The 23,198-nt window shown below is 35.2% G+C and carries 28 protein-coding genes; 15 read left to right on the forward strand and 13 right to left on the reverse strand.

Features of this window, described 5'->3' with window-relative positions:
* Position 1: 1 nt before the first annotated feature.
* A complete protein-coding gene (locus PZ898_RS18975; protein ID WP_034693337.1) occupies positions 2 to 607 on the reverse strand; it encodes a LemA family protein in 606 nt (201 codons plus the stop codon).
* 73 nt (positions 608 to 680) lie between these two features.
* On the opposite strand from PZ898_RS18975, the gene PZ898_RS18980 reads away from it, so the two are divergent.
* Both PZ898_RS18980 and PZ898_RS18985 read left to right on the forward strand, forming a co-directional pair.
* Positions 681 to 1,178: a dihydrofolate reductase gene (locus PZ898_RS18980; protein WP_216445399.1), complete on the forward strand. Its 498-nt coding sequence runs from the start codon at positions 681 to 683 to the stop codon at positions 1,176 to 1,178.
* A gap of 147 nt (positions 1,179 to 1,325) precedes the next feature.
* Positions 1,326 to 1,895, forward strand: coding sequence for a membrane protein (locus PZ898_RS18985; protein ID WP_034693340.1), 570 nt, complete (start codon positions 1,326 to 1,328; stop codon positions 1,893 to 1,895).
* Between the two features lie 63 nt (positions 1,896 to 1,958).
* Here PZ898_RS18985 and PZ898_RS18990 read toward each other — a convergent pair whose 3' ends face one another.
* From PZ898_RS18990 to PZ898_RS19000, 3 genes are all read right to left on the reverse strand, one after another.
* Complete coding sequence (locus PZ898_RS18990; protein WP_216445398.1) at positions 1,959 to 2,591, reverse strand: trimeric intracellular cation channel family protein; 633 nt, start codon at positions 2,589 to 2,591, stop codon at positions 1,959 to 1,961.
* A gap of 110 nt (positions 2,592 to 2,701) precedes the next feature.
* Positions 2,702 to 3,166 (reverse strand): pantetheine-phosphate adenylyltransferase, encoded by a 465-nt coding sequence (coaD, locus tag PZ898_RS18995; RefSeq protein WP_034693345.1) that lies wholly within the window; start codon positions 3,164 to 3,166, stop codon positions 2,702 to 2,704.
* An 89-nt stretch (positions 3,167 to 3,255) separates the two neighbouring features.
* Positions 3,256 to 4,239, reverse strand: coding sequence for a D-alanine--D-alanine ligase (locus PZ898_RS19000; RefSeq protein ID WP_062675673.1), 984 nt, complete (start codon positions 4,237 to 4,239; stop codon positions 3,256 to 3,258).
* 156 nt (positions 4,240 to 4,395) lie between these two features.
* Between PZ898_RS19000 and PZ898_RS19005 the strand changes: the two genes are divergently transcribed.
* The 5 genes from PZ898_RS19005 (at position 4,396) to murI (ending at position 9,706) form a co-directional block, all read left to right on the forward strand.
* Complete coding sequence (locus PZ898_RS19005) at positions 4,396 to 5,490, forward strand: PASTA domain-containing protein (protein WP_123278984.1); 1,095 nt, start codon at positions 4,396 to 4,398, stop codon at positions 5,488 to 5,490.
* A 73-nt stretch (positions 5,491 to 5,563) separates the two neighbouring features.
* A complete protein-coding gene (locus tag PZ898_RS19010; protein ID WP_174525208.1) occupies positions 5,564 to 6,637 on the forward strand; it encodes an RluA family pseudouridine synthase in 1,074 nt (357 codons plus the stop codon).
* 51 nt (positions 6,638 to 6,688) lie between these two features.
* Entirely contained in the window at positions 6,689 to 7,639 is a 951-nt protein-coding gene (locus PZ898_RS19015; RefSeq protein WP_047428474.1) for a PorP/SprF family type IX secretion system membrane protein, read from the forward strand.
* Positions 7,640 to 7,690: 51 nt separating this feature from the next.
* On the forward strand, positions 7,691 to 8,815 hold the full coding sequence (hemW, locus tag PZ898_RS19020; RefSeq protein WP_082798833.1) for a radical SAM family heme chaperone HemW: 1,125 nt from the start codon (positions 7,691 to 7,693) through the stop codon (positions 8,813 to 8,815).
* A 60-nt stretch (positions 8,816 to 8,875) separates the two neighbouring features.
* Entirely contained in the window at positions 8,876 to 9,706 is an 831-nt protein-coding gene (gene murI, locus PZ898_RS19025; protein ID WP_062675613.1) for a glutamate racemase, read from the forward strand.
* 77 nt (positions 9,707 to 9,783) lie between these two features.
* Here the strand turns inward: murI and PZ898_RS19030 are convergent, their stop codons facing one another.
* Entirely contained in the window at positions 9,784 to 10,383 is a 600-nt protein-coding gene (locus PZ898_RS19030) for a nitroreductase family protein (RefSeq protein ID WP_202843725.1), read from the reverse strand.
* Positions 10,384 to 10,467: 84 nt separating this feature from the next.
* Here PZ898_RS19030 and PZ898_RS19035 point away from each other — a divergent pair, with 84 nt between their 5' ends.
* Positions 10,468 to 10,815 (forward strand): helix-turn-helix domain-containing protein, encoded by a 348-nt coding sequence (locus tag PZ898_RS19035; RefSeq protein ID WP_034693356.1) that lies wholly within the window; start codon positions 10,468 to 10,470, stop codon positions 10,813 to 10,815.
* Here PZ898_RS19035 and PZ898_RS19040 read toward each other — a convergent pair.
* Positions 10,812 to 11,384, reverse strand: a complete 573-nt coding sequence (locus PZ898_RS19040) for an RsmD family RNA methyltransferase (RefSeq protein WP_277693965.1) — start codon at positions 11,382 to 11,384, stop codon at positions 10,812 to 10,814. The genes PZ898_RS19035 and PZ898_RS19040 overlap by 4 nt on opposite strands.
* Positions 11,385 to 11,500: 116 nt before the next feature.
* Here PZ898_RS19040 and PZ898_RS19045 point away from each other — a divergent pair, with 116 nt between their 5' ends.
* On the forward strand, positions 11,501 to 12,733 hold the full coding sequence (locus tag PZ898_RS19045) for a porin family protein (RefSeq protein ID WP_062675610.1): 1,233 nt from the start codon (positions 11,501 to 11,503) through the stop codon (positions 12,731 to 12,733).
* 52 nt (positions 12,734 to 12,785) lie between these two features.
* Here the strand turns inward: PZ898_RS19045 and PZ898_RS19050 are convergent, their stop codons facing one another.
* From PZ898_RS19050 to PZ898_RS19065, 4 genes are all read right to left on the reverse strand, one after another.
* Positions 12,786 to 13,502: a DUF3822 family protein gene (locus PZ898_RS19050; RefSeq protein WP_120233354.1), complete on the reverse strand. Its 717-nt coding sequence runs from the start codon at positions 13,500 to 13,502 to the stop codon at positions 12,786 to 12,788.
* 18 nt (positions 13,503 to 13,520) lie between these two features.
* Complete coding sequence (locus PZ898_RS19055; protein ID WP_123278981.1) at positions 13,521 to 14,015, reverse strand: Smr/MutS family protein; 495 nt, start codon at positions 14,013 to 14,015, stop codon at positions 13,521 to 13,523.
* Between the two features lie 125 nt (positions 14,016 to 14,140).
* Positions 14,141 to 14,638: a metallophosphoesterase family protein gene (locus PZ898_RS19060; RefSeq protein ID WP_120233356.1), complete on the reverse strand. Its 498-nt coding sequence runs from the start codon at positions 14,636 to 14,638 to the stop codon at positions 14,141 to 14,143.
* Positions 14,639 to 14,696: 58 nt separating this feature from the next.
* A complete protein-coding gene (locus tag PZ898_RS19065; protein ID WP_123278980.1) occupies positions 14,697 to 15,164 on the reverse strand; it encodes a hypothetical protein in 468 nt (155 codons plus the stop codon).
* Positions 15,165 to 15,253: 89 nt separating this feature from the next.
* Here PZ898_RS19065 and PZ898_RS19070 point away from each other — a divergent pair, with 89 nt between their 5' ends.
* Positions 15,254 to 16,798, forward strand: a complete 1,545-nt coding sequence (locus PZ898_RS19070; RefSeq protein ID WP_120233358.1) for a serine hydrolase — start codon at positions 15,254 to 15,256, stop codon at positions 16,796 to 16,798.
* 324 nt (positions 16,799 to 17,122) lie between these two features.
* Here the strand turns inward: PZ898_RS19070 and PZ898_RS19075 are convergent, their stop codons facing one another.
* Together PZ898_RS19075 and PZ898_RS19080 are read right to left on the reverse strand one after the other, a co-directional pair.
* The gene (locus PZ898_RS19075; protein WP_277693966.1) at positions 17,123 to 18,016 is read right to left on the reverse strand and encodes an archaemetzincin; all 894 of its coding nucleotides are present in this window, start codon (positions 18,014 to 18,016) and stop codon (positions 17,123 to 17,125) included.
* On the reverse strand, positions 17,997 to 18,473 hold the full coding sequence (locus tag PZ898_RS19080) for a histidine phosphatase family protein (RefSeq protein ID WP_103234333.1): 477 nt from the start codon (positions 18,471 to 18,473) through the stop codon (positions 17,997 to 17,999). The genes PZ898_RS19075 and PZ898_RS19080 overlap by 20 nt, the downstream gene beginning before the upstream one ends.
* Positions 18,474 to 18,588: 115 nt before the next feature.
* Here PZ898_RS19080 and ruvX point away from each other — a divergent pair, with 115 nt between their 5' ends.
* From ruvX to PZ898_RS19105, 5 genes are all read left to right on the forward strand, one after another.
* The gene (gene ruvX, locus PZ898_RS19085; protein WP_062675601.1) at positions 18,589 to 19,005 is read left to right on the forward strand and encodes a Holliday junction resolvase RuvX; all 417 of its coding nucleotides are present in this window, start codon (positions 18,589 to 18,591) and stop codon (positions 19,003 to 19,005) included.
* Entirely contained in the window at positions 19,002 to 19,574 is a 573-nt protein-coding gene (gene def / locus PZ898_RS19090) for a peptide deformylase (RefSeq protein ID WP_034693378.1), read from the forward strand. The genes ruvX and def overlap by 4 nt, the downstream gene beginning before the upstream one ends.
* 74 nt (positions 19,575 to 19,648) lie before the next feature.
* The gene (locus PZ898_RS19095) at positions 19,649 to 20,206 is read left to right on the forward strand and encodes a DUF5606 domain-containing protein (RefSeq protein ID WP_277693968.1); all 558 of its coding nucleotides are present in this window, start codon (positions 19,649 to 19,651) and stop codon (positions 20,204 to 20,206) included.
* Positions 20,207 to 20,442: 236 nt separating this feature from the next.
* On the forward strand, positions 20,443 to 21,210 hold the full coding sequence (mazG, locus tag PZ898_RS19100) for a nucleoside triphosphate pyrophosphohydrolase (protein WP_277693969.1): 768 nt from the start codon (positions 20,443 to 20,445) through the stop codon (positions 21,208 to 21,210).
* 57 nt (positions 21,211 to 21,267) lie between these two features.
* Positions 21,268 to 22,140 carry an SdiA-regulated domain-containing protein gene (locus PZ898_RS19105; protein WP_277693970.1) on the forward strand — a complete coding sequence of 291 codons (873 nt, stop codon included), beginning with the start codon at positions 21,268 to 21,270 and terminating at the stop codon, positions 22,138 to 22,140.
* A 95-nt stretch (positions 22,141 to 22,235) separates the two neighbouring features.
* On the opposite strand, the gene PZ898_RS19110 is transcribed toward PZ898_RS19105, so the two are convergent.
* Entirely contained in the window at positions 22,236 to 22,958 is a 723-nt protein-coding gene (locus tag PZ898_RS19110) for a hypothetical protein (protein WP_277693971.1), read from the reverse strand.
* Positions 22,959 to 23,198: the final 240 nt, after the last annotated feature.

A 23,198-nucleotide genomic window follows, 5' to 3' on the forward strand; every position in this document is an offset into this window, starting at 1 on the left:
ATTATTTGAATACTTCAGGAGCTTTTTGAGCGCCTGCATCAGCTTTGAAATAAGGTTTTTCTTTGAAGTTGGTGAAATTCGCCAGAATATTATTCGGGAAAGTCTTGATGGAAGTATTATAATCCTTTGCAGCATCATTATAGTAAACCGTTTCAGTTCTGATACTATTTTCAATAGCAGTGTATTCTCTCTGGAAGTTGATATACTGCTGGTCTGCTTTTAAGTTAGGATAAGATTCCACCACGGCCATCAATCTGCTTAATGCACCCGATAATTCTCCTTGTGCAGCCTGGAATTTAGCCAGATCAGCTTCGGTCATATTCGTAGGATCAATATTGATGGAAGTAGCTTTGGAACGGGCTTCCACAACTTGTGTTAAAGTTTCCTGCTCAAATTTTGAATACGATTTTACGGTTCTTTCCAGGTTAGGAATAAGGTTCGCTCTTTTCTGATACACAGTCTCTACATTAGACCATTTTGCGTTCACAGTCTGTTCTTTGTTGACAAAGCTGTTATATCCGCTTTTCCCCCAGAAGAATAGAATTGCAACAATAATAAGAAGGGCAATACCAATGGTTCCTGCACCCAGACATCCTTTATTTTTCATAGTTTATTTTTTTAAATTTTTTGTGCTAACCAAATATACAAATTATGTGCTAATTTTGTAAAAAATTATTTGAATGACAACAATAGTGGTGGCAATGGGAGAGAAAAATGAAATTGGTTTTGAAAACCAGTTGCTTTGGCATCTTCCTAAAGATTTGAAACATTTTAAAGATATTACTTCCGGACATCCGGTTATTATGGGGAGAAAGACCTATGAAAGTATTGGAAAAGCTCTTCCGAACCGTACCAATATTGTTGTGTCAAGAAAAAAAGACTGGTTTGAGGAAGGAATTCTTATTGTAGGAAGCATCAAGGAAGCATTGAAATTTGCTAAGAAGATTGATGAGGAAGTTTTCGTTATCGGTGGCGGAAATATCTATGAGCAGACTATGGATGTAGTGGACAAACTTGAAGTTACTTTGGTGAAAGCAGATCTTCAGGCTGATACATACTTTCCGGAAATAGATCCTAAAATCTGGAAAATGACTAACGAAATCTGCCATGAGAAAGATGAAAAGAACGGCTATGATTTCTGTTTCCAGACATTTGAAAAAATCAAAAAAGAAGATTAGATATCAATAGTCAATTTTGCTTCGCAAAGTGAATCGTGAATTTTCCGCAGTTACAAAATTAACAAACGCAGCGAATTGACCATTCACCATTGACTTTTTGAACTTTAAGCTCTAAATTTATTATCTTTGCACTTCTAAAATTTAATAATGAATAAATACATAAAAATTGCAGTAGCAGCAGTTCTTATCCTGTTAGGACTTTATATGATGATTTTCACAAGAAATCTTGGTTGGGGTATTGTTGTTTTTCTTTTGGCTGCATTTCCCATCTTGCTATTCTTTAAAAACGAATATATCCTATTGGCATTCTGGCAATTGAGAAAACAAAATATGGAGAAAGCCGGAGAATGGTTATCCAAAATAACAGATTATAAAGGACAGCTTCATAAAACTCAATACGGATATTTTCACTATTTATCAGGACTGACGCAAGCTCAGGATCATCCTGCGAAAGTAGAGCCTTTCATGAAGAAAGCGTTGGAGTACGGTTTGAATATGAAACACGACAGAGCAATGGCTACTTTAAATCTTGCTGCAGCAGCTATTTCTAAAGGAAGAAAGCAGGAAGGTCAGAAGTTGCTGGAAGAAGCAAAAAGACTGGACAGTGCCGGAATGATGACCGATCAGATCAAAATGATGAAAGATCAGTTGAAAATGCCAACCATGCAGAAGCATATGCATAACCCGAATATGAGAAACAGAGGGAAATTCTTCTAATCAAAAAAAATAAAAATAAAAAGCACCTTTTTGAGGTGCTTTTTTATGTGTTAAATATCAAATTTACATTTCTGAGTTTTGATCATAGCCATAAAATTTAGGCATCTGCCAATGGTATTTTACAGCAAATGTTCGAATCGCAACGATCAGTAAAATAGTGAAGATTTGTATAAAAGTATAGGAAAGTACTGTATATCTGGTCATCAATAGAAATGCTGCTCCGCCCACAATACATGCTGTGGCATAAATTTCCTTTCTGAAAATTAATGGAATTCTATTGAGTAATATATCCCGGATAATCCCTCCAAAACAACCTGTAATAGTTCCTAATGCAATACAGATCATTGGATGAATACCTGCATTTAAACCTTTTTGTACACCGATTATGGTAAATAATCCAAGTCCGAAGCTGTCGAAGATAAATAAAGTTACTTTAAAGTTTTTCTCAAGAGATTTGAAAATCATTGAAAAAATACTGGTCGCCAGAATCAGGGTACACATCAGAATATCATGCATCCAGAATACAGGGATATCCAGTAACAGGTCTCTTACAGTTCCTCCTCCTACAGAAGTTACAAATGCAATAATAAGCACTCCGAACGGATCAAGCCGTTTCTGCATCGCTGCAAAACTTCCGGACATGGAAAAGGCAATGGTCCCCAGGACTTCTATTGCAAAATTGAACTGTTCGTGCATATATAATTATAAATGATTGTTGATAAATGATAATTGATGAATGATTTCTGCTTAAGCAAATTCTTGGCCATTATATCAATTATCATTTATCGCTCATCAATTATATTTTTTTATCTCTCCACTCTCACAGAGTCCGGAACCATCAGTTCATATTCGCCGCCGTGGTTAATAACTTCCCTTACAATGCTGCTACTGATGAATGATTTTCCTGAGGAAGTCAGTAAGAATACGGTTTCCAGTTTTTTATGAGCTAATGTTCTGTTGGTATGAGCAATCGCTTTTTCAAATTCAAAATCTGCCGGGTTTCTTAATCCTCTGATGATGTACTGAGCATTTTTTTCAAAACAGTAATCTACTGTTAGACCTTCAAATGAATCTACTTCCACATTGGGAAATTCTGCTACAGAGTTTTGAATAAATTCCATTCTTTTTTCAAGAGGGAACATATATTTTTTCTGAGAGTTCTGTCCGATAGCGATGATTAATTTATCAAATAGCGGTGCCGCTCTTTCTATAATGTCGTAATGTCCTAGTGTAATAGGGTCAAAAGACCCTGGAAAAACAGCAATTTTCATGTTGTATGAGTTATGACGTTGAATGGTAAATTATCAGTTAAAAGCTATGTATTTATTATTTTCTAACCTCTAATTTCTAACTTCTATATTTACTTATTAAGTGCTTTTTCTACTTCATTTCCACAAAGATCCATAATGGAAATTCCATAATGTCTTGCCTGCTGAGGGAGAATACTTGCAGGAGAGAATCCTGGGTTGGTATTCATTTCAAGCATATAAGGAATTCCGTTCATCAGAATGTATTCACTTCTTGAAAAACCACTCATGCCTAATGAATCGTAAGCTCTTTTGGCGATTTCTTCCACTCTTTTAGTGGTCTCTTCGTCAATTCTTGCAGGGGTAATTTCTTCAGAAGCACCTTCATATTTTGCTTCATAATCAAAGAACTCATTGGTAGGAACAATTTCTGTAATTCCTAAAACAATAGTTTCTCCTTTAAAATCAATAACTCCTACAGAAACTTCCATCCCGTCCAGGAAACTTTCAATCAGGATTTCGTCATCTTCCTTGAAAGCAATTTCAGTAGCGGCAATCAGTTCCGATTTTTCTTTTACCTTAGAAATTCCCAGAGAAGATCCGGATTGGTTAGGTTTTACAAATAAAGGAAGGTTAAGTTCAGACACAATCTCGTCTACATTGATATCTTCTCCTTTTCTTAAATAAATACTTTTTGCAGAAGGAATTCCGTATTTTGATAATACGGCAAGAGTGTCTTTTTTATTGAAAGTAAGGGCGCTCTGGTAAAAATCACAACCTGTATATTTTTGACCGATGGCATCCCAGTAGGCCTGAAGAATTCCGTTTTCTCCCGGAGTTCCGTGGATGATATTGAAACAAACATCAAATTTTAAAGTTTCCCCATTATCTAAAGTCACAGAAAAATCCCCTCTGTTGATGGCATATTTTTTATCATTTTCACCTAAAAAATACCATTCATCTTTAAGGACTACTACTTTATATACGTCATAGAGATTTCTGTCTAAAGAATCATAAATCAATTGTCCGCTTTTTAAGGAAACAACATATTCATCGGAATAGCCTCCCATTACTACGGCAACACTTTTTTTATTCATAACCATATAGTATCAATTAAGGCAAATTTAATCATTTTATGCAATGCAATATGGGAAATCGGCAAATTTTAAAATCAAAAATGAATTGTGTTAAATAAAAAGTCCATTCTAAAATTATTAGCTATATTTGCGGTTATAATTAAAGTATTTTTAAGTATGCTTAAATCACTTTTCAATTGGAAAGTTTTACTGAATTTAGTAGTAGCCATCGGTGTTTTCGTTGGGCTGGTATGGCTCACATTTCGCTGGTTGGAGTACCATACTAACCACGGTCAGGAAATTCCTGTTCCCAATATTGTAAATAAATCGGTACATGATGCCGTAAAAATATTAGATGATACAGGGCTGGAATATGAAGTAGACAGTGCCAATTACGACCCGAAATACAGACCATTCCAGGTATTGCAGGTATATCCTGCACCAGGTTCCCGTGTAAAAGACGGAAGAACTGTAACGCTTAAAGTAAATCCGAGAACATGGGCTCCTATTGCGGTGCCGAATGTTATTAATAAATATTCCGGACTGGCCTTTCAGAGATTGGATCAGGTAGGTCTTAAAATCGGTGATACGATTTATGAGCCTAGTATTCAGAAAGATGCCCTTCTAAGAATATTATATAAAGGAAATGCTGTAAACCCAGGTACGCGTTTACCAAGATTCTCTACCATTGATGTTGTGGTAGGATCGGGGCCAATGAGAAATATTTCTATACCTAATGTAGTAGGACTTACGGTAAAAGAAGCAAGAGCTGTCATTACCAAGAGTATGTTTGAAGTAGGGCTGGTAGAGCATGAAGATGGAAGTAAAGATGAATCTGATATTATTTATTATCAGGATCCTGCCTCCGGAGATGTTCGTGATCAGGGAATGCAAATCGATCTTTGGGCAAGTAAAAAGACTCCGGCAGAATTAAGAGCGAAAGTAGAGCAGTTGAATTCTATCTATCGTATGAAAGTGGATACTTCACTTCCTCCGGTACGATATGAAGAAGTGCATACTGAGCCAAGTTATGATGCTCCGGTTGTACCCGCTCCTGCTCCAAAAAGAGAAACTCCAAAGCCGGAAGTTCCGAAGACAGAGGCCTCTAAAAATCAGACTACAGCAGCTAAACCAGCTGCTGCAACTGTTGAAAAACCTAAAACACCTGTAGGGAACGGTACTCACACTGCTGGAGGTACAACAAAACCTGCAGCAACAACAACACAACAGCCTGCTCAAAAGCCAAAAGCTAAGAAGGTTGTCGTAGAATAAGATCAGATTAATATCAAAAATACAGGCTTCAACTATAAAATGTTGAAGCCTTTTGTGTAAAAAATATAAAACAATGTCAGAAGATAACGACGATTTTTTAGATGAAGAATTATTAGATTCCAACAGTATCGAAAACATCGATATTGATGAGGAAAATAAAGGATTGTATGAACATCTTAATATCACTGTCGACAGCAAACAGGAACCATTAAGAATAGATAAGTTCCTTTTAATATACAGACAGAATTCTTCAAGGAATAAAATTTCACAGACCTGCAGAGCCGGAAATGTTATAGTGAACGGAACAGCGGTGAAACAGAATTACCGTGTAAAACCGGGAGATCAGATCTCAGTTTTGCTTACCCATCCTCCAAGAGAAAATGTCATTATTCCCCAGGATATTCCTGTGAACATCGTTTATGAAGATGATGACTTGGTTGTTGTGGATAAGGAAGCGGGAATGGTGGTACACCCAGGATTTGGAAACTGGGACGGAACATTGGTGAACGCATTGGCCTTCCACTTTGAAAAGAATGGTGAAAAATCCGATCTTGACAGGGTAGGGCTTGTTCACAGAATTGATAAAGATACCTCAGGACTATTGGTGATTGCCAAGAATGAATATGCATTAAGTTTCCTGGCAAAACAATTCTTTAACCGAACCACCAAAAGGCTGTATTGGGCTTTTGTATGGGGAAATATGCAGGATGAAGAAGGTACCATCAGAGGCCATATCGGAAGGCATCCTAAAAACAGAATGCAGATGTCTGTTTATGAAGATGGCAGCCAGGGAAAACACGCGGTGACCCATTATAAAGTGCTGGAAAGATTCAAATATATGACCTGGGTGGAATGTAAACTGGAGACCGGAAGAACGCATCAGATCAGGGCGCATTTCAGACATATCGGGCATACTTTATTTAATGATGAAAGATATGAAGGACATACACCTTTAAGAGGGGTAAATCTTCCAAAATACAAGCAATTTATTAAAAATGTTTTTGAAATTTTGCCAAGACATGCCCTTCATGCCCATACCCTAGGATTTATACACCCAACAACAAAAAAGGAATTATATTTTGAGAGCCCAATGCCCAAAGATATGGCGGATGCCGTAAAAAAATGGAGAAATTATTTAGAAAACTAAAAATATATTGAGAATTTTTTTATATTTGTTGAATTGAAATCAAGATTTGTTATGAGAAAACTATATGCTATCGTATGTTTAGCTCTTTTGTCAAATGCATACAAAGCACAAGAATCACTACCATACTATCAGCAATATCTTTTGGATGGTGAGTTCCTGTTCAACCCAGCTCAATACGGAAAAACAGATTACGTACAGCTCAACGCCAATTATCAACAACAATTTTCAAAATTCAGTAATTCTCCGAATGTTCAGTCAATCGGGATTAATGCGAATATATTTGATAGAGTAGGTGCTGGTATTTCCGTGTTTAGAGACAGTAACGGACCGATCTCTGCTGGTGGTATCACGGCTGGTGCTTCATATTTTATTCCGCTAAGTAGTGAAGGAGACAGAAAAGACCAATTCTCTTTCGGTACAAGTGTTAACTTCTATAACATGAATTTTGATTATTCAAAAATCAATACTGAAGAAGGTGGTGACCCACTATTGAGAGGTGAAGAAAGTAACATCTTTATGGTATATGCAAACTTCGGTTTGGCAGCTACCTACAGAGGTTTATTCGGGGGTGTTTCCGTAAATGATATCGCATTAAGTAATGATGCTTCTATTGTAAACAACTACGAGCCTTCTCCAATTAAATTCTTCTTAAACTTAGGATACAACTGGAATATTGCTGATAATATTACATTAGCACCTTCAGCGTTAATCAATCTTAATACAAATTCAACGAGAATGATAGACTGGAACCTAATGGCTACATTCTCTAATGATATTAACGCATTCTCTTTCGGGGTAAGTTACAGAACGGTTCAGAACAGATTTGATAATCAGAACCTAAGTATCTCTCCAATTGTAAAAGTAAGATTCAACAAATTCATGATCGGAGCTACTTATAACCTTGGATTGTCTGACATCCAGAGTTATGGAGGAAACAGCTTCATGATTGGTCTGGGGTATAACTTCGACAACTTCATTAATGCTAGAGGATTTAGATATTAATTAATTTAATTTAAATAAATTTGAGCTCTGAAATTTTTCAGAGCTTTTTTTATGATTTATATTCACATTCCGTTCTGTAAACAAAAATGCAGTTACTGTAACTTTCATTTTTCAACATCCCTGAATTTCAAGGATGATATGCTTCGTGCTATGAAAACTGAAATACTATTGAGAAAAGATGAGCTACAGAATAAAAATCTGAAATCCCTGTATTTTGGAGGGGGAACTCCTTCTATTCTTTCTGTGGATGAGATCAGTTCTTTAATAGATGATGTTCTGAAGTACTTCAGTTTTGAAAACGATATAGAAGTCACTCTGGAAGCCAATCCCGATGATCTGGATAAAGACTTTTTAAAACAGCTTGCGGGAACACCGGTGAACAGACTGTCTATTGGTACTCAAAGTTTTTTTGAAGAAGATCTTAAACTGATGAACAGAGCTCACAATGCTTCCGAAGCAGAAAGTTCCATCAAACGGGCACAGGATTTCGGCTTTGAAAACCTGAGTATTGACCTGATCTATGGTTCACCCACATCCAATCTTGAAATCTGGAAAGAAAATCTGAATAAGACAATTGCTTTAGAAGTTCCTCATATTTCATCTTATGCATTAACTGTTGAGCCCAAAACAGCTTTAGAAAGCTGGATTTCAAAAGGGAAAATAAAAAGTCCCAAAGAAGAAGAGCAAAACAGTGAATTCTATTATCTATCAGACTTTTTAAAAGACAATGGTTTTGAACATTATGAAGTGTCTAATTTTGCAAAACCTGGTTTTTACTCACGACACAATTCTGCTTACTGGAAATACAATGAATATCTTGGAATAGGCCCCTCAGCACATTCCTATAACGGATTTGATGTAAGAAGCTGGAATGTAGCCAATAATCAGCAATACATCAAAAAACTGAATGATAAACTTCTGGCTAAAGAAGAAGAAATTCTTTCCCATGAAGATCAGTTTAACGAAATGATTATGATTGGTTTACGTACCATTTGGGGTGTAGATCTGGAAAGTTTAAAAAATAAATTTTCAGACAGAATGCTGGAACATTTTCAGAGAGAGAGCAAGTTCAAAATTGAGGAAGGTATTTTAATCATTGAGAATGAACATTTAAAAATTCCTGAAAAACATTGGTTTATGGCAGACGGAATTGCGTCGGATTTGTTTATTGTATAATGTTTGTATGTATACAGCATGCCATAAAATTCACTATTTTTGTATAAAATTTCAACTCATTTGAAAACGAAAAAACAAGATTATTCACATCTTTCACCCAACCAGCCTATCGGAATTTTTGATAGTGGAGTAGGAGGTCTTACCGTTGCCAAAGAAATTAAAAGACTTCTGCCTCACGAAGACCTTATTTACTTTGGAGATACAAAGCACCTTCCTTACGGAGAAAAATCCAAGGAAGCGATTATTGAATATTCTACAAAGATCACCAATTTTCTGCTGGAGCAGAACTGTAAAGCCATTGTCATTGCCTGTAATACGGCAACAGCTAATGCTTTAAATGAAGTGATGCAGTCTGTTGCGGGAAAAGTACCTGTAATAGACGTTATTAACCCTGTTGCTGAAAAAGTATCATACGAAATCCATAATAATGTAGGCGTCATTGCTACCAAAGCAACCGTGAATTCAGGATTATATAAAAAGAGCATCAGAAAACATAATAAATGGATCAAAGTGGATGAACTGGCAACACCATTACTGGTTCCTGCCATTGAAGAAGGATTTAAAAACCATCCGATCACCCATGCTATAATCTACAATTACTTGAGTAACAGCAAACTGAAGAATATTGAGACCTTGATTCTGGGCTGTACCCATTATCCTCTTTTAATAGATGAAATCAAGCAGTATTATGGAAACAGAGTCCGTGTAATAGATTCTCCGAATATTGTGGCTAACCATTTGAAGATTATTCTGGATAAGTATAGTCTTTTAAATGATAACAATCACCAGCCGAATTATCACTTCTACCTTTCCGATCTTACCAAGAATTTTGAAAAGATCTCCAAGAAGTTCTTTGGAAAAACCATCGATTTAGAATTGAAAGTATTATAAATAAAAAGTCTGCCTCATATTGAAGCAGACTTTTTTATTAGGCCTTTGTGAAAGAGATTGTGAAATTTGTGTTTATGTTACGCCTCTATAATTACTTTTTCAGCATTCAGCCTTTTCTTCGGATTGAATTTCGGCTGATTAGCATCTGCTTCATCTCTCTGTCCGATGGCTACGGCAAATAAGGTTTCATATTTTTCATTATTCAGAACAGCATCATAACCTTCCGGTTCAATTCCTTCCATTGGAGTAGAATCTATTCCCATTGCTGCGCATGCAGACAAAAGAACTCCTAATGATAAATATACCTGATGACCAAGCCATGATTTTATTGCTTCTTCTCCCTTAGGTTTTACCATCGTTCGGTAATAATTAACAGAACCTTCAGGAAGGTTTTCTTCAATTTGCTTTTCAAAGTTTTCTATGTTTCTGATCACTTGAAAAACAATTACATGACTACTATCCAGTACTTTTTCTTTATTAAAATAAGACTTGTCACCCAATTCCTTTTTCAGTTGCGGATCATTAACGAAAATAAAATTCCATGGCTGGCTGTTAATGGAGGAAGGACTTAAGTTTAAAATCTCCTGAAGCATTGCAATTTGTTCTTCACTGATTTTTCCCTGTGGATTATACTTTTTTACAGTATACCTGTTTTTCATTTGGTCTAAAAAGTTCATAATTTTATACTATCATTTTTATAGTTACAAAATTAATTTAAGTTTCCTAACTTTGCAATAACGGTAAAAAATGATAGTATAAAAATGTATACAATAGATAATAAATCCTATCCCTGCTGTACCAGCGTTACGATGAAATTTATCGGAGGGAAATGGAAAGCAGTAATTTTACACCACCTTATTGGAGGAGCGAAGCGTTATAATGAAATAAGAAAATCCATTCCTACTATTACGGAAAGAACATTGAGTTTACAGCTAAAACAACTGGAAGAAGACGGAATTGTGGACAGAAAAGTTTTTACAGAAAAACCTCCTTTAGTGGTAGAATATGAATTAACGGACTTTGGAAAGACGCTTTTACCTGTTTTAGAAGCTATAACAAAATGGGGCGAAGAATCTCCGGTCATCTCAAAAAAAATAATCAGGAATTAAAGTTCCTGATTATCTTCTTTATTGGGTTCAAAAAAACTGAAACTTACATTTCCGTATTTTCGGGTATCTATTAAATTGGGATGGTCAAGTTTCATACGACTTTGGTGCTCTACAATAAGAACTCCGTTTTCCTTAAGGTATTTATTGTTTAAAACAAGAGAAATCAGCTCGTGGTATTTTTTCTCTTCCATTTCAAAAGGAGCATCAGAAAAAACAATCTCAAAAGACTTTTTATTTCTGAATTTTTTTAGCCAGTCGAAAACATCTCCTCGCTGTACATTGATCTGAAGTGCCATGTCAAGCTCAGATGCAGTGGTATTTATAAAGGCGGTATGCTTCGGATTCAATTCTACAGACGTTATATTTTGACATCCTCTGGAAGCAAATTCAAAGGTGATAGAGCCAATTCCTGCAAAAAGATCAAGCACGGAAATCGACTGCATATCGTATTTATTTTCCAGAATGCTGAATAAAGCCTCTTTCGCAAAATCGGTGGTAGGTCTTACTTCAAAGTTTTTAGGAGCTGCAATTTTTTTGGCTTTCCATTTGCCTGATATTATTCTGAACATACTGAAATTATTATAGACAGCGAAATTACTAAATGTTGACAAATAAAAAAGAAACAAGGAAGTATTTATTTTTATTTCGATAGAATGTTTACTTTTGCGCCTTGAAAATAATAATCATGAATAAATCATTTTACACATTTTTGTTCAGTGTTGTTCTAAGTTTAACATTATCTGCACAAAATAACTTTGAAAAAGGCTATGTAATCAATAGCAATGGAGAGAAAATTGAAGGGTTGATAAAGAATCTTGATTGGAAAGACTCTCCCTCTCAGATTAGCTTTAGACAAGAAAATAACCCTTCCGTTAAAACATATACTATTGATAACATTAAAAGTTTTGAGATAGAAGGCAAAGTGAAATATGTAAAAGCAGAAGTGAATGTTGATATGTCCAGTGATGATATCAATGCTTTAACGGAGGATGAAAAACCTCATTTTACTAAAAAGACAGTGCTACTTAAAACGGTTATCGAAGGGAAATATACTCTGTATAAATATGCCAGTGAGTATCTGGAGCGTTTTTTTTATCAAAAAGAAAATGAAATAGAACCTTTAATATTTAAAAGATACCAGATATCAAGTTCCCAGGTGGGCAAAAATAATACGTACCAAAATCAATTAAAAACTTTATCGGACTGTGGTAATATTACAGCATCACAATTTTCAAAGTTGGAATACAGAGAGAGTAGCCTGAAAACTGTCTTTATTAAGTTGAATACTTGTGGAAATGAAGACTATAAAAGTTTTGATGAAAAAAAAGCAAATAAAAAAATATTTCATTTATCTGTAAGACCAGGAATTAATTTTTCATCTTTAGATATTAAGAATAATTCGCTTAATAATGTTTTCGATTCTGATTACGGAAGTAAAACTAATTTTAGAATGGGCATTGAAGCAGAGTTTGTACTACCGTTCAATAATAACAAATGGTCAATTATTGCAGAACCTACCTATCAATATTTTAAAGCTGATAAAGAAGTATTTACAAGTACTATTTTAGGCGAAAAAGTATCAAATAAATCTTCGGTAAAGTACTCATCTATTGAGATTCCTGTAGGAGTAAGATATTATGCGTTTTTGAATGAAAAATCAAAATTGTTTTTCAATGCGTCGGCGATATTTGATATTCCAATGGGAGATTCAGAAGTGACCTATGAAATATATAACTATGCTAAGGAAAAATATAAAATTGAATCCGGAATGAATTTAGGACTTGGAATAGGTTATAAATACAATGACAAATATAGTGTTGAGTTGAATGTACATACAAAAAGAGATCTGCTTAAGCTGGATCAACAAGATACATCTTATCAAAACTTTTCAATTATCCTGGGATACACATTATTCTAGATATAATAATGATGAAGATTAAAAAAGGTACTGCGTTCTGGCAGTACCTTTTTTAATTTAATATAAAATTTTTATTGGGAATATTGTCAAAGACAATTTTCAGATTTTTAACAAATTTCTGAAGTTCGGAAATAAACGTTTCATTTTCCGTCGTTTCTCCATAAGCATAAAAGCTGGTTTCATTGATTCCAAAACCGATCTTGCTCAATGTAAACATAATGAAGTAAAGGAAATCTACTTCAGAATTGACATCCAGATTATTATAAAGGATGATTTTCTTATTATCAATCGCAAAAAACTCACATTGATTGTGATACAGATTGATATGAATTTCCTTATTCGTTTTATTATTGATTGAACTTAAAAACTTTTCCCCGGAGAAATTAAAATGAACCGGTATTGCCAGTTCTTTTATTTTCTTATAGTAGTTTTTCGGGAACGTATAATAAAACTGAATATTGAATTTTTTGTTGATAGAAAGCATCAGTTCTTCTTTCTCTCTGTCGGTAGGAGCATTGAAGGCAATTAAATCAAATCCTGCATCATGCTCAGAAAAACCTTCGGGCATCAGGGTAAAGTGGTTCAATGCTGAAATCACATGGATTTCGTCATAGCGCTGCTTTATAAGAACTTCATCCAGCTTTTGGTCAATAAGACTGGCTGGTGTCTCTTCAGTAACGAAATAAGACTTTTCTTCCAGAATGTTTTTGTTTTTAACAATCTGATAGATTAATCCGTCTTTGGTAAAAAGTAAATTAAGTACGTTCATATTTCAATTCCTGCAAATTTAGTGAAATTCTACCATTACCGCACCCGATTGATGGTGAAGTATTTCCTTATTATAAAAATCAATATTAACCTGGCTTTCCAATACATCCCGAACCATCCTCTGTAAAGTTCCGTCGCCAATGCCGTGAACAATTTCAAGTCTCTTCAGATTGTTTTTTCTGCAAAACTCAATCACTTCAATCAGTTTTTCCTTTTGAATAAACAATCTTTCAAAACTGTCATAATCATTGGGATTCTTTACCAAATTATGAAAATGCAGGTCTAAAACCAAATGATTTTTCTGATGTTTTTTAGAAATGATTTTTCTAGGCTCCTCTTTTCTTACGACTCTGATATTTTCATAAAGATCAGCATCTTTAGGAACCAGTTTTTCTTTGGGATACTGATGAGTAAAACCATATTCGTCTTTAAAAACGACAATATTACCCTTCACGGAAGTAACTACTCCGCTTAAATCTTCATCTACTACCGAAACCTTATCGCCAATTTTCATATTTTTCAAGACTTCTGTGAGCCATTATTTGTGCAAAGGTAAAAAGTAAAACGGATGAACACAAACTCCTCTACCTTCGAACTCTTCAACACTCAAACCCTCCAACTTTCACACACTCTTCCTCATCACACTCTTGGTCCCAGTTCTATGACCTCCAGATCTTTGATTTCCTCACCATCCACCACAAAGCGCATCATTGTTCTCACTTTATGCCAACCCTGTTTTCCGCAAGCTCCCGGGTTGAGATGAAGAAGACTGTTTTTCTGGTCATACATTGCTTTTAAAATATGGGAATGACCTGAAATAAATAATTTCGGAGCTTTTTCTGCAATTTCCTTTTTCGTAAGTGGAGTATATTTTCCTGGATAACCTCCGATATGGATCATCAGAACTTCCAGTTTTTCACAGAAGAAACGGTTCACTTCCGGAAATTCTGCCTGGATTTTAGCATTATCAATATTTCCGTAAACACCCCTCAATGGTTTTATTTTTTCCAGCTGTTCAATGACATCCAGACTTCCGAAATCTCCACAATGCCATACTTCGTCAGCCTGAGAAGCATATTCAAGGATACGGTCATCAATATAAGAATGGGAATCGGAAAGAAGAAGAACTTTTGTCATGTACTGCCATTTTTAAGACTGCAAATATAAAGAAGCTTTTATCAATTCACAGGAGAAGCTAATCAGTAATATTTTTTGTTTTCCTTATAGAATCAAGTTTCTTTTCAATATCTGCACTGAAGACCTTTTTAAGTTTCAGTTGATTCTCTGTAAGCTTTGAAATAACAAAAGTACCGGTCATATTGGTATTAGAAGGGAAAACCAACGTTACTGTAGAATCTGAAGCTTTTTTCCAGCTCCCGATATAACGGTCTGGCTTTTCGTTTTTCTTATTTACAGGTTCTTCCAGGGTATCATATCTTAAGGTAGATTTAATTAGATTTCCTGTGATTTTTCCATTTTTCTGAAATCTGATTCCTTCTCTTCTTGCCTCAAAACCATCCTGTTTTTCGTAAGTATAGATATAAGTGTCCATTTTACTTAGATTCCAGGTCTGCAAAAGTAAAGGGTTTGAAGTTCTGTCCTGGGCTTTGATACCGCTGACTGCGAAAAGAGAGAAAATACAGATACAAATAGGCTTTTTCATGAATACAACTGATTTATCGTAAAGTTTTAGCATGGGCTAAAATGAGCATCGTTTAATATTTAGTAAATTTGGGAAAATTAAAATAAACAATGAAACAGAAACTTTCTTTTTTCATTTTTCTTTTGACCGTAGGATTGGCCAATGCGCAGGTTGAAGAAAAAAAGCTGGACGAACTGATCCAAAATACCCTGAAAACCTTTGATGTACCGGGAATGTCGGTAGGAATTGTGAAAGATGGCAAAATGATCTATTCCAAAGGGTTTGGGGTACGTTCTCTTACAACAAAGCAGCCAATGGATGACAATACGCTGGTAGGCATTGCTTCCAACTCAAAAGGCTTTACCTGTACAGCATTAGCCATCTTAGCAGATGAAGGAAAACTGAACTGGGATGATAAAGTTTCAAAATATATTCCTGAGTTTCAAATGTATGATCCCTACGTTTCTCAAAATGTAACGATCAAAGATCTTATTACTCACAGAGCGGGATTAGGACTTGGCCAGGGAGATCTTATGTTCTTTCCTGAAGGAGGAAACTTGACTGTTAATGATATTGTTCATAATGTGAGATACCTGAAACCGGAAAATCCTTTCAGAACAAAATTGGATTATAACAATATCATGTTTATTGTAGCCGGAGAGGTCATTCACAGAGTTTCCGGATTAAGCTGGGCAGAATTTATTGAGCAAAGAATTATGAAGCCTGTAGGTATGACTTCAAGTTTCGGAAGCTATAACAGAGCAAAAGCTATAGCTAATAAAATTGATGCACACGCTCCTGTAGACGGAAAAGCAATTGCTGTTCCTCACGACTGGAATGAGACGGGCAATGCAGCAGGAGGAATTATGAGTAACATTAAAGACATGACCACGTGGGCGGAATGTCTGTTGAATAACTTCACCACAAAAGATGGTAAAAAACTGGTTTCGGATAAGAATGTTCAACAACTTTGGAGTCTGCAGATTCCGGATAGAGTGGCTGCAAAAAATCCTTATGATACAAGTTTCTATGGATACGGTTTAGGATGGTTTTTAAGTGATGTTAAAGGACACAAGCAGGTACAGCATACCGGTGGATTGATCGGAACGGTAACACAGTTTACATTAATTCCGGATATGAAACTGGGAATTGTAGTATTGACGAACCAACAGTCAGGAGCCGCTTTCAACACAATTACCAATACCGTGAAAGATTCTTATCTTGGGGTAGCCGACAGAAACTGGCTGAAAACCTATGGCGAAAGAATGGCTAAAATGGAAGCCGAATTCAGCAAACAAAAGAAAGATGCTTTTGCAAAATCCGAAGCCTTCAAAAAAGAAAAAGCGCTGCAGCCAAAAGCAGAACAGTTCACAGGGACATATAATGATATTTGGTTTGGTGATGTAGAGATTGCTCAGCAGGGAAATAGCTACAGAATTTCGTGCAAAAACTCTCCAAGATTAAAAGGAGAATTACTTCCATACTCTAATAATTCTTTTATTATTAAATGGGACGACAGAAGCTATGATGCAGATGCCTATATTATTTTCAGCTATGACGAAAACGGAAAAGCAGAATCTGCAAAATTGAAAGCGATCTCTGATGTGACGGATTTTAGTTTTGATTTTGATGATCTGGATTTGAAGAAGAAATAAAATCGAAATTACATAAGATATTTTATAGAGAACGGGCTTTGATCCGTTCTTTTTTTTGTTTGTTAACCACGAATGCCACAAATTTATTCACAGATAACACTCATTTTAATGATCATTGAAAATGAGAACTGAAATAATTCAATAGAAACGGGCTATCATCCTGAGCATAAGCTGAAAGGTTACGAATACCAGTTCAAGAACGAACACCGTTTTTTCATGTTTACAACGATAATGGCTTTAGGCGAAGCTAATCACCCCTTCAAAAAATAAATTTTTTGCCACCTCTAGAGGAGGGGAATAGGCAGTCGGTAAAAGGATGTTGGTTTATTGTACAAGATTCAGGTCTTGCTGTGATAGGGAAAGTTCTGTGTTAAGATGTTGCTTTTCAAAGAAATTTTTCAATTCACGAAGTCTTTTCTTAGGATCATAATGGATACTTGAATTGAGTTTTCTCTGGCAGAGTGAACATGCTCTTGCGAGGTGATAATCTGTTTCAATAAGCGTATTGGTTCCATTCATCACGCAGTTGGCATTCAGACAATGGCTTATTCCAAACATATGCCCGATCTCATGAGAACTGATCTTTATTAATCTCAGAAAACTCTCATTAAAGTTGGAATCGCTTAAATGACCGCTTGCAAATCTATACATTGACGTTACCCCTACACCTTTTTCATAAGATGCCAGTCCGAAAACATAGTTCCATTCCGGTCTTGGAAAAAGATCTTTTTCTGTAATTCCCATCAGTACTACAGCATCTTTAGGTTTTCTTTTGATCAGAATGCTATCCAGTACATATTCTGCAAGAATCTGTTCATTCCCTTCCTTCGAAATTCTTCTTACATTTTCAGGAAATATCGTGTTAGGCAGTGCTGGTACTATTTTGGTCTCCAGTTGGTAATATGTTTTTAAATATTCCTTTGTGAGGATTATTTCTTTTTTCTGAAGTTCATCGAATGTTCCTACAGGCTGAAGATAAATGATATTTTTTCCGGGCTGTGGTTTTATCTTTTTTAATTTTTGAAAATCTTCAAATGTCTGGAAATGTTCATCATGATTATACCGCCAGCTTCCGGGTTTGGGAGAAGAGGAAAGTTTGATGTCATTGAATGCAATAGATTCATAGTAATTTTTCTTCTGTTTCTGACAAGAGAAAAGAAGGGTAATTATTGTGACATAAAAAAATAGAAAAGTGAAATTATATTTTCCCTGGTTCATAAAAGAAAAGAAGTTTCTTTTTAGCACCATCGAATTCTGACCAGGATTCACAGTCTACTTCAAAACCTGCAACTCCGCAAGTGGGAAAATGGAAAATATCTTCAGAAATGGAATTGGCAAAATTGGAAATTCCATTATTGTGAGAGAAGAACGCAACTGAATTCAGGTTGTCATCCAGATCATAAATTACAGATTCAAAGCTTCTTTCCGAAGGGTTATATAGTTTTTCATCAGTAGAACAGTTCAGCTGATAGGCCTGATTAAAGATTTTACAGGTATTCAGTGCACGAACCGCGGGGCTGGACACAAAATGATCAATGGAAATATTATTGCTTTTCAGGAATCTGGACATGTGCATAGCATCCTCCAAACCTTTGTCTGCCAAAGGTCTGTCAAAGTCCTCCGTTTCCTCCGGCCAGTCGCTTTTTGCATGTCTAACGAGGATGAGTTTCTTCATATAATTGTTTTTTGGAAGATTAAAATTATAAAAAAAATAATGGAATAAAACATGATTTATATAAAAAAACTGCGTTATGAATAAAATCAGTAAATTTTACTAAATTTGCAAACTTATGGGACAAATCCTTGCAATAGACTACGGAAAGGCTCGTTGTGGTATCGCTGCAACTGATGATATGCAGATTATAGCCAGTGGGCTGGAGACTGTAGAGAACCGTTTTTTAATGGAATTTTTGAAAAAATATTTCAATGAAAATAAGGTGGATGAAGTAGTAGTTGGGCTTCCCATAGATTTGAAAGGGAATGTTTCAGAAGTGGAAACCGATATTTTAAAATTCATAGAAGAATTTAAAAAAGAATTTTCGGATATTGCAGTTCACCGTTTTGATGAAAGATTTACCTCCAAAATGGCTTCTTTTTTTATTTCCCAAAGTGGAAAAAACAAGAAAAAGAGGCAGGAAAAAGGATTAATAGATAAAGTAAGTGCAACAATTATATTGCAGAATTTTTTAGAACAAAGATTAAGATGATATTACCGATAAGAGCTTTTGGGGATCCTGTTTTGAGAAAAGTGGGAAAAGATATAGACAAAGATTATCCCGAATTACAGGAACTGATAGATAACATGTTCGAAACCATGTACAGTGCAAATGGCATAGGTCTTGCAGCGCCACAGATTGGTTTGGATATCCGTCTGTTTGTAATAGATGTGACGCCTCTTGCAGAAGATGAGGATTATGAAGATATTAAAGATGAGTTGGCGGAGTTCAAAAAAGTATTCATTAATGCGCAGATTCTTGAAGAGTCAGGGGAAGAATGGAAGTTCAATGAGGGCTGTCTTTCTATTCCGGATGTAAGAGAAGATGTGAAAAGAAAAGGAACAATCGTTATTGAATATTATGACGAAAATTTTGTGAAACATACAGAAACTTTTTCCGATATTAGAGCCCGCGTAATTCAGCATGAATATGACCACATTGAAGGAGTTCTGTTTACCGACCACCTGAGCGCTTTGAAGAAGAAACTCGTAAAAGGTAAGCTGACCAAAATCTCTCAGGGTGACGTGAACATCGGTTACAAAATGAGATTTCCAAAATAATTAAATAAGGATTAAAACGAATAATAAAAAGCAAAAAGCTAGTGCTGATTGCAGAATTTACAAAAAATAAAATTATGCTGTTAGAAAAAATAATTTCAATTTCTGGAAAACCAGGACTTTTCAAATTAGTTTCTCAATTAAGAAACGGATTCATCATTGAAGATGTTACCTCAAAGAAAAAAGTAAGCATTGGAAACTCAAGCCAGGTAAGTTTATTGGATAATATTGCCATGTTTACATTTGAGAAAGAAGTTCCTTTGTTTGAAGTATTTGAAAATATTGCTAAAAACAACGATTATAAGGAAACAATCTCTCACAAATCTTCTGATGCAGATCTGAAAGATTTTATGCTGGAATCACTTCCTAACTATGATACAGAAAGAGTATATTCTTCTGATATCAAGAAATTGGCTCAATGGTATAACATTCTTCAGAAAGCAGGATATATTACCCCTGATAGCTTTGTAAAAGCAGAGCCTGAAACTTTGGAAGGAGAACCAGCTGAAGAAGTAAGCATTGAAAAAGAAGCTAAGAAAGCGGCTCCAAAAGCAGAAAAGCCAGCTGCTCCAAAAGTAAAAGTTACTTCAGCTGCAAAATCAGCTCCGAAAAGTACACACAGAAAACAAGGATAATTCATTTTTGAATTAAAAATACAAAACCTTGTCTGGAATTTCCGGACAAGGTTTTTTGTTTTTTCAAGACAAAAAATAATTGATGCTAATATTCCAAACCTAGCAGGTTTTGAGAACCTGTTAGGTTTACATATTGAATCTATCCGGATTCTGCACTTCGCAACTTTTACTTCCAACGTTTGTAATGATGTCCGAATATCCCTTACATTTGTATAAGATTGAATTTCCCATTATTTATGAATACGAAACAAGAGAAACTGGAGGCCTTCGGAAGATTACTGAATATTATGGATGATTTGCGTGAAAAATGTCCATGGGATCAGAAACAGACATTCCAATCACTTCGCCATCTTACCCTTGAAGAAACCTACGAACTTTCAGATGCTATTTTACAGGAAGATTTACAGGAAATAAAAAAAGAATTGGGTGATGTTTTGCTTCATTTGGTTTTTTATGCTAAAATCGGTTCTGAAAAAGAAAGTTTTGACATTGCAGATGTTATCAATTCCCTTAATGAAAAGCTGATTTTCCGTCATCCTCATATCTATGGAGATGTTGATGTGAAAGATGAGGAAGAAGTGAAACAGAACTGGGAAAAATTAAAATTGAAAGAAGGAAACAAATCTATTTTAGGTGGAGTTCCGAAAAGTCTTCCAAGTTTGGTAAAAGCTTACAGAATTCAGGATAAGGTGAAAGGAATAGGTTTTGAGTTTCATGATGCAGAAGATGCCTGGAAAAAGGTAGATGAAGAAATTCAGGAGTTTCATGCTGAAACGGATTTGGATAAAAAAGAACAGGAGTTGGGGGATGTTTTCTTCTCACTTATCAATTATGCAAGAATTTCAGGAATCAATCCGGATTCTGCATTGGAAAGAACCAATCTGAAGTTTATTTCAAGATTTCAAAAGATGGAAGACCTTGCCGGGGAACGGGATTTAAAACTGGCAGATATGTCTCTGGAAGAAATGGATGTTCTTTGGGAAAAGGCAAAAAAACTTTCATAGTTGCCGATTGGAACAATTAATGCTTCTTATATTCAGTTAAAAAAATAAAATATAAATATGTTACGCTTTCTTATTTTACCCGCCTTGCTTTTGTTAAGCTGCAATCCAAAAGCTCAGAATTCTCCTGCTAAGGAAGACGAATTGAAAGTACAGTTTTCCTTACCCAAGAAGTTGAAGGAAGTTTCCGGAATTACTTTGTCAAAGGATAAGAAAACAATCTGGGCGATAGAAGACAGAGGAAATAAAAATGCAATATACGGGCTAAGTGATAAAGGCGATTTGCTGGCAAAAATACCGGTAGAAAATGCTGAAAATACAGACTGGGAAGATATCATATCTGATCCCCAGGGAAATATTTATATCGGAGATTTTGGGAATAATGACAATAACCGACAGGATCTGGCCATCTTAAAAACAGATTTGAAAGATACCAAACAAATTGCGGCCAAGGTTGTTCAGACTACAAAATTCCATTATCAGGGACAGACGGAGTTTCCTCCCAAAAAATCAAATCTTTTGTACGATTGTGAAGGTTTTGTGGAAATGGACGGAAATTTTTACTTATTCACCAAAAACAGAAGCAAAGGTTTTGATGGAACTTTCCTTGTATTTCAGGTACCCAATAAAGAAGGCGATTTTGAAGCAAAGTTAATAGGAAGGTTAAAACTTGATGGAGGGTATAACGATGCTGCTATTACCTCTGCCAGTATCAACGGTACAAAAGATAAGATTGTATTGCTTACCCATAAAAATGTTCACGTTCTTACCGGATTTACAGCAGACAATTTCAGTACTGCAAAAATCCAGAAAATCCCTTTACATCATAATTCTCAGAAGGAAGCAGTTGTATTCTTTGATGATAAAACATTAATGATCGCAGATGAGAAAGGGAAAGATGAAGGTGGAAATGTGTATACTTTTTCTTTGTAATAAACAAACCTCTATAAAAATTCAAACCCCACAGAGAAATCTGTGGGGTTTTTAAATATATGAAATGTTAATGAAGTGATTGACGTTTGTAGTGCTTAGGGAGTAAGGTAAGAGATATGAATATTTCCGCTGGATAATCTGAAGTTCTGAGTATAACGGCAGCGTATTCTGAATGTTTCTCCTGCATTGAAAAAGTTAATGGAGGAAAGATTATGATTCAATCCCGTTGTACGCTCTCCATGGCCCGTAGATATGCCTGCTAACGTTGTGAGTGCAGGAGAAACTTTTTGTATGTATGAGTTAGCTGTTCCTGCAGTTTGTCCTGATGGATTTAAATTAAGATCATAAGTAGCATAAGGAACAATATTGTAAAATCCAGGTTTTACTACTGTGAAAAGCCCTGTTGTAGAATTATAAGTTAAATAAGCCGTATCGATCTTATTACTCACATTAAAAACATAGGTCTGTGAATAACTTTCATGGGTATTGACTGGTGTAGAATGCGTACCTGTATAACTTCCACTGGCTGGGCTGATGTCTGTTTTGTTTCCGACATAAACCACCTTTAGAAAGTTTTCTGACTCAATTGTTTTCCAAACAGGTGCATTACCTGCTCCATTTGACATTAAAACTTCACCTTTGTTTCCGGAATTTCCCTTTGTTCTGTCATCTCCACCCACATTAAGATCTTTAACCACCTGCAGTGAACCGTTGACATGCAATGTATGTTGGGGAGTCGCTGTCTTAATCCCTATCTGTGCATTTAACTGAATAAACATGACAAATAAAGCCATATACAATAGTTTTTTTTTCATCATTTGTTGATTTTTTGTTGCCACAAATATAAAATGTTTTTAAAATGTCTATTTTTTAAGGAATTGATAATCATATTGAACTATGTCTGGTTTTGACTTATATAGCTGAAAATATGGCCTTTAATTAAAGGCCATATTTATTTTATCAGTAAAAAATGTGAGTTGAAAATTTGAATTATTAAATTTTATTAAAATTGAAATTTTTTCAAATTTTTTATTTTAAATAGTTTAATATGTTGTTAA

The sequence above is a fragment of the Chryseobacterium sp. WX genome, from assembly GCF_029542485.1.
GTDB lineage: Bacteria > Bacteroidota > Bacteroidia > Flavobacteriales > Weeksellaceae > Chryseobacterium > Chryseobacterium cucumeris.

Coding starts and splice junctions, on each gene's coding strand:
- PZ898_RS19005 (WP_123278984.1), top strand. CDS start 4,396: ATGCTTAAATCACTTTTCAATTGGAAAGTTTTACTGAATTTAGTAGTA.
- PZ898_RS19080 (WP_103234333.1), bottom strand. CDS start 18,473: ATGAAGAAACTCATCCTCGTTAGACATGCAAAAAGCGACTGGCCGGAG.
- PZ898_RS18975 (WP_034693337.1), bottom strand. CDS start 607: ATGAAAAATAAAGGATGTCTGGGTGCAGGAACCATTGGTATTGCCCTT.
- ruvX (WP_062675601.1), top strand. CDS start 18,589: ATGGGACAAATCCTTGCAATAGACTACGGAAAGGCTCGTTGTGGTATC.
- PZ898_RS19065 (WP_123278980.1), bottom strand. CDS start 15,164: ATGAAAAAGCCTATTTGTATCTGTATTTTCTCTCTTTTCGCAGTCAGC.
- PZ898_RS19060 (WP_120233356.1), bottom strand. CDS start 14,638: ATGACAAAAGTTCTTCTTCTTTCCGATTCCCATTCTTATATTGATGAC.
- PZ898_RS18980 (WP_216445399.1), top strand. CDS start 681: ATGACAACAATAGTGGTGGCAATGGGAGAGAAAAATGAAATTGGTTTT.
- PZ898_RS19050 (WP_120233354.1), bottom strand. CDS start 13,502: ATGAACGTACTTAATTTACTTTTTACCAAAGACGGATTAATCTATCAG.
- def (WP_034693378.1), top strand. CDS start 19,002: ATGATATTACCGATAAGAGCTTTTGGGGATCCTGTTTTGAGAAAAGTG.
- PZ898_RS18985 (WP_034693340.1), top strand. CDS start 1,326: ATGAATAAATACATAAAAATTGCAGTAGCAGCAGTTCTTATCCTGTTA.
- mazG (WP_277693969.1), top strand. CDS start 20,443: ATGAATACGAAACAAGAGAAACTGGAGGCCTTCGGAAGATTACTGAAT.
- PZ898_RS19040 (WP_277693965.1), bottom strand. CDS start 11,384: ATGTTCAGAATAATATCAGGCAAATGGAAAGCCAAAAAAATTGCAGCT.
- PZ898_RS19110 (WP_277693971.1), bottom strand. CDS start 22,958: ATGATGAAAAAAAAACTATTGTATATGGCTTTATTTGTCATGTTTATT.
- hemW (WP_082798833.1), top strand. CDS start 7,691: ATGATTTATATTCACATTCCGTTCTGTAAACAAAAATGCAGTTACTGT.
- PZ898_RS19075 (WP_277693966.1), bottom strand. CDS start 18,016: ATGAACCAGGGAAAATATAATTTCACTTTTCTATTTTTTTATGTCACA.
- PZ898_RS19015 (WP_047428474.1), top strand. CDS start 6,689: ATGAGAAAACTATATGCTATCGTATGTTTAGCTCTTTTGTCAAATGCA.
- PZ898_RS19070 (WP_120233358.1), top strand. CDS start 15,254: ATGAAACAGAAACTTTCTTTTTTCATTTTTCTTTTGACCGTAGGATTG.
- PZ898_RS19105 (WP_277693970.1), top strand. CDS start 21,268: ATGTTACGCTTTCTTATTTTACCCGCCTTGCTTTTGTTAAGCTGCAAT.
- coaD (WP_034693345.1), bottom strand. CDS start 3,166: ATGAAAATTGCTGTTTTTCCAGGGTCTTTTGACCCTATTACACTAGGA.
- PZ898_RS19095 (WP_277693968.1), top strand. CDS start 19,649: ATGCTGTTAGAAAAAATAATTTCAATTTCTGGAAAACCAGGACTTTTC.
- PZ898_RS19030 (WP_202843725.1), bottom strand. CDS start 10,383: ATGAACTTTTTAGACCAAATGAAAAACAGGTATACTGTAAAAAAGTAT.
- PZ898_RS19000 (WP_062675673.1), bottom strand. CDS start 4,239: ATGAATAAAAAAAGTGTTGCCGTAGTAATGGGAGGCTATTCCGATGAA.
- PZ898_RS19055 (WP_123278981.1), bottom strand. CDS start 14,015: ATGAAAATTGGCGATAAGGTTTCGGTAGTAGATGAAGATTTAAGCGGA.
- PZ898_RS19035 (WP_034693356.1), top strand. CDS start 10,468: ATGTATACAATAGATAATAAATCCTATCCCTGCTGTACCAGCGTTACG.
- PZ898_RS19045 (WP_062675610.1), top strand. CDS start 11,501: ATGAATAAATCATTTTACACATTTTTGTTCAGTGTTGTTCTAAGTTTA.
- PZ898_RS19010 (WP_174525208.1), top strand. CDS start 5,564: ATGTCAGAAGATAACGACGATTTTTTAGATGAAGAATTATTAGATTCC.
- PZ898_RS18990 (WP_216445398.1), bottom strand. CDS start 2,591: ATGCACGAACAGTTCAATTTTGCAATAGAAGTCCTGGGGACCATTGCC.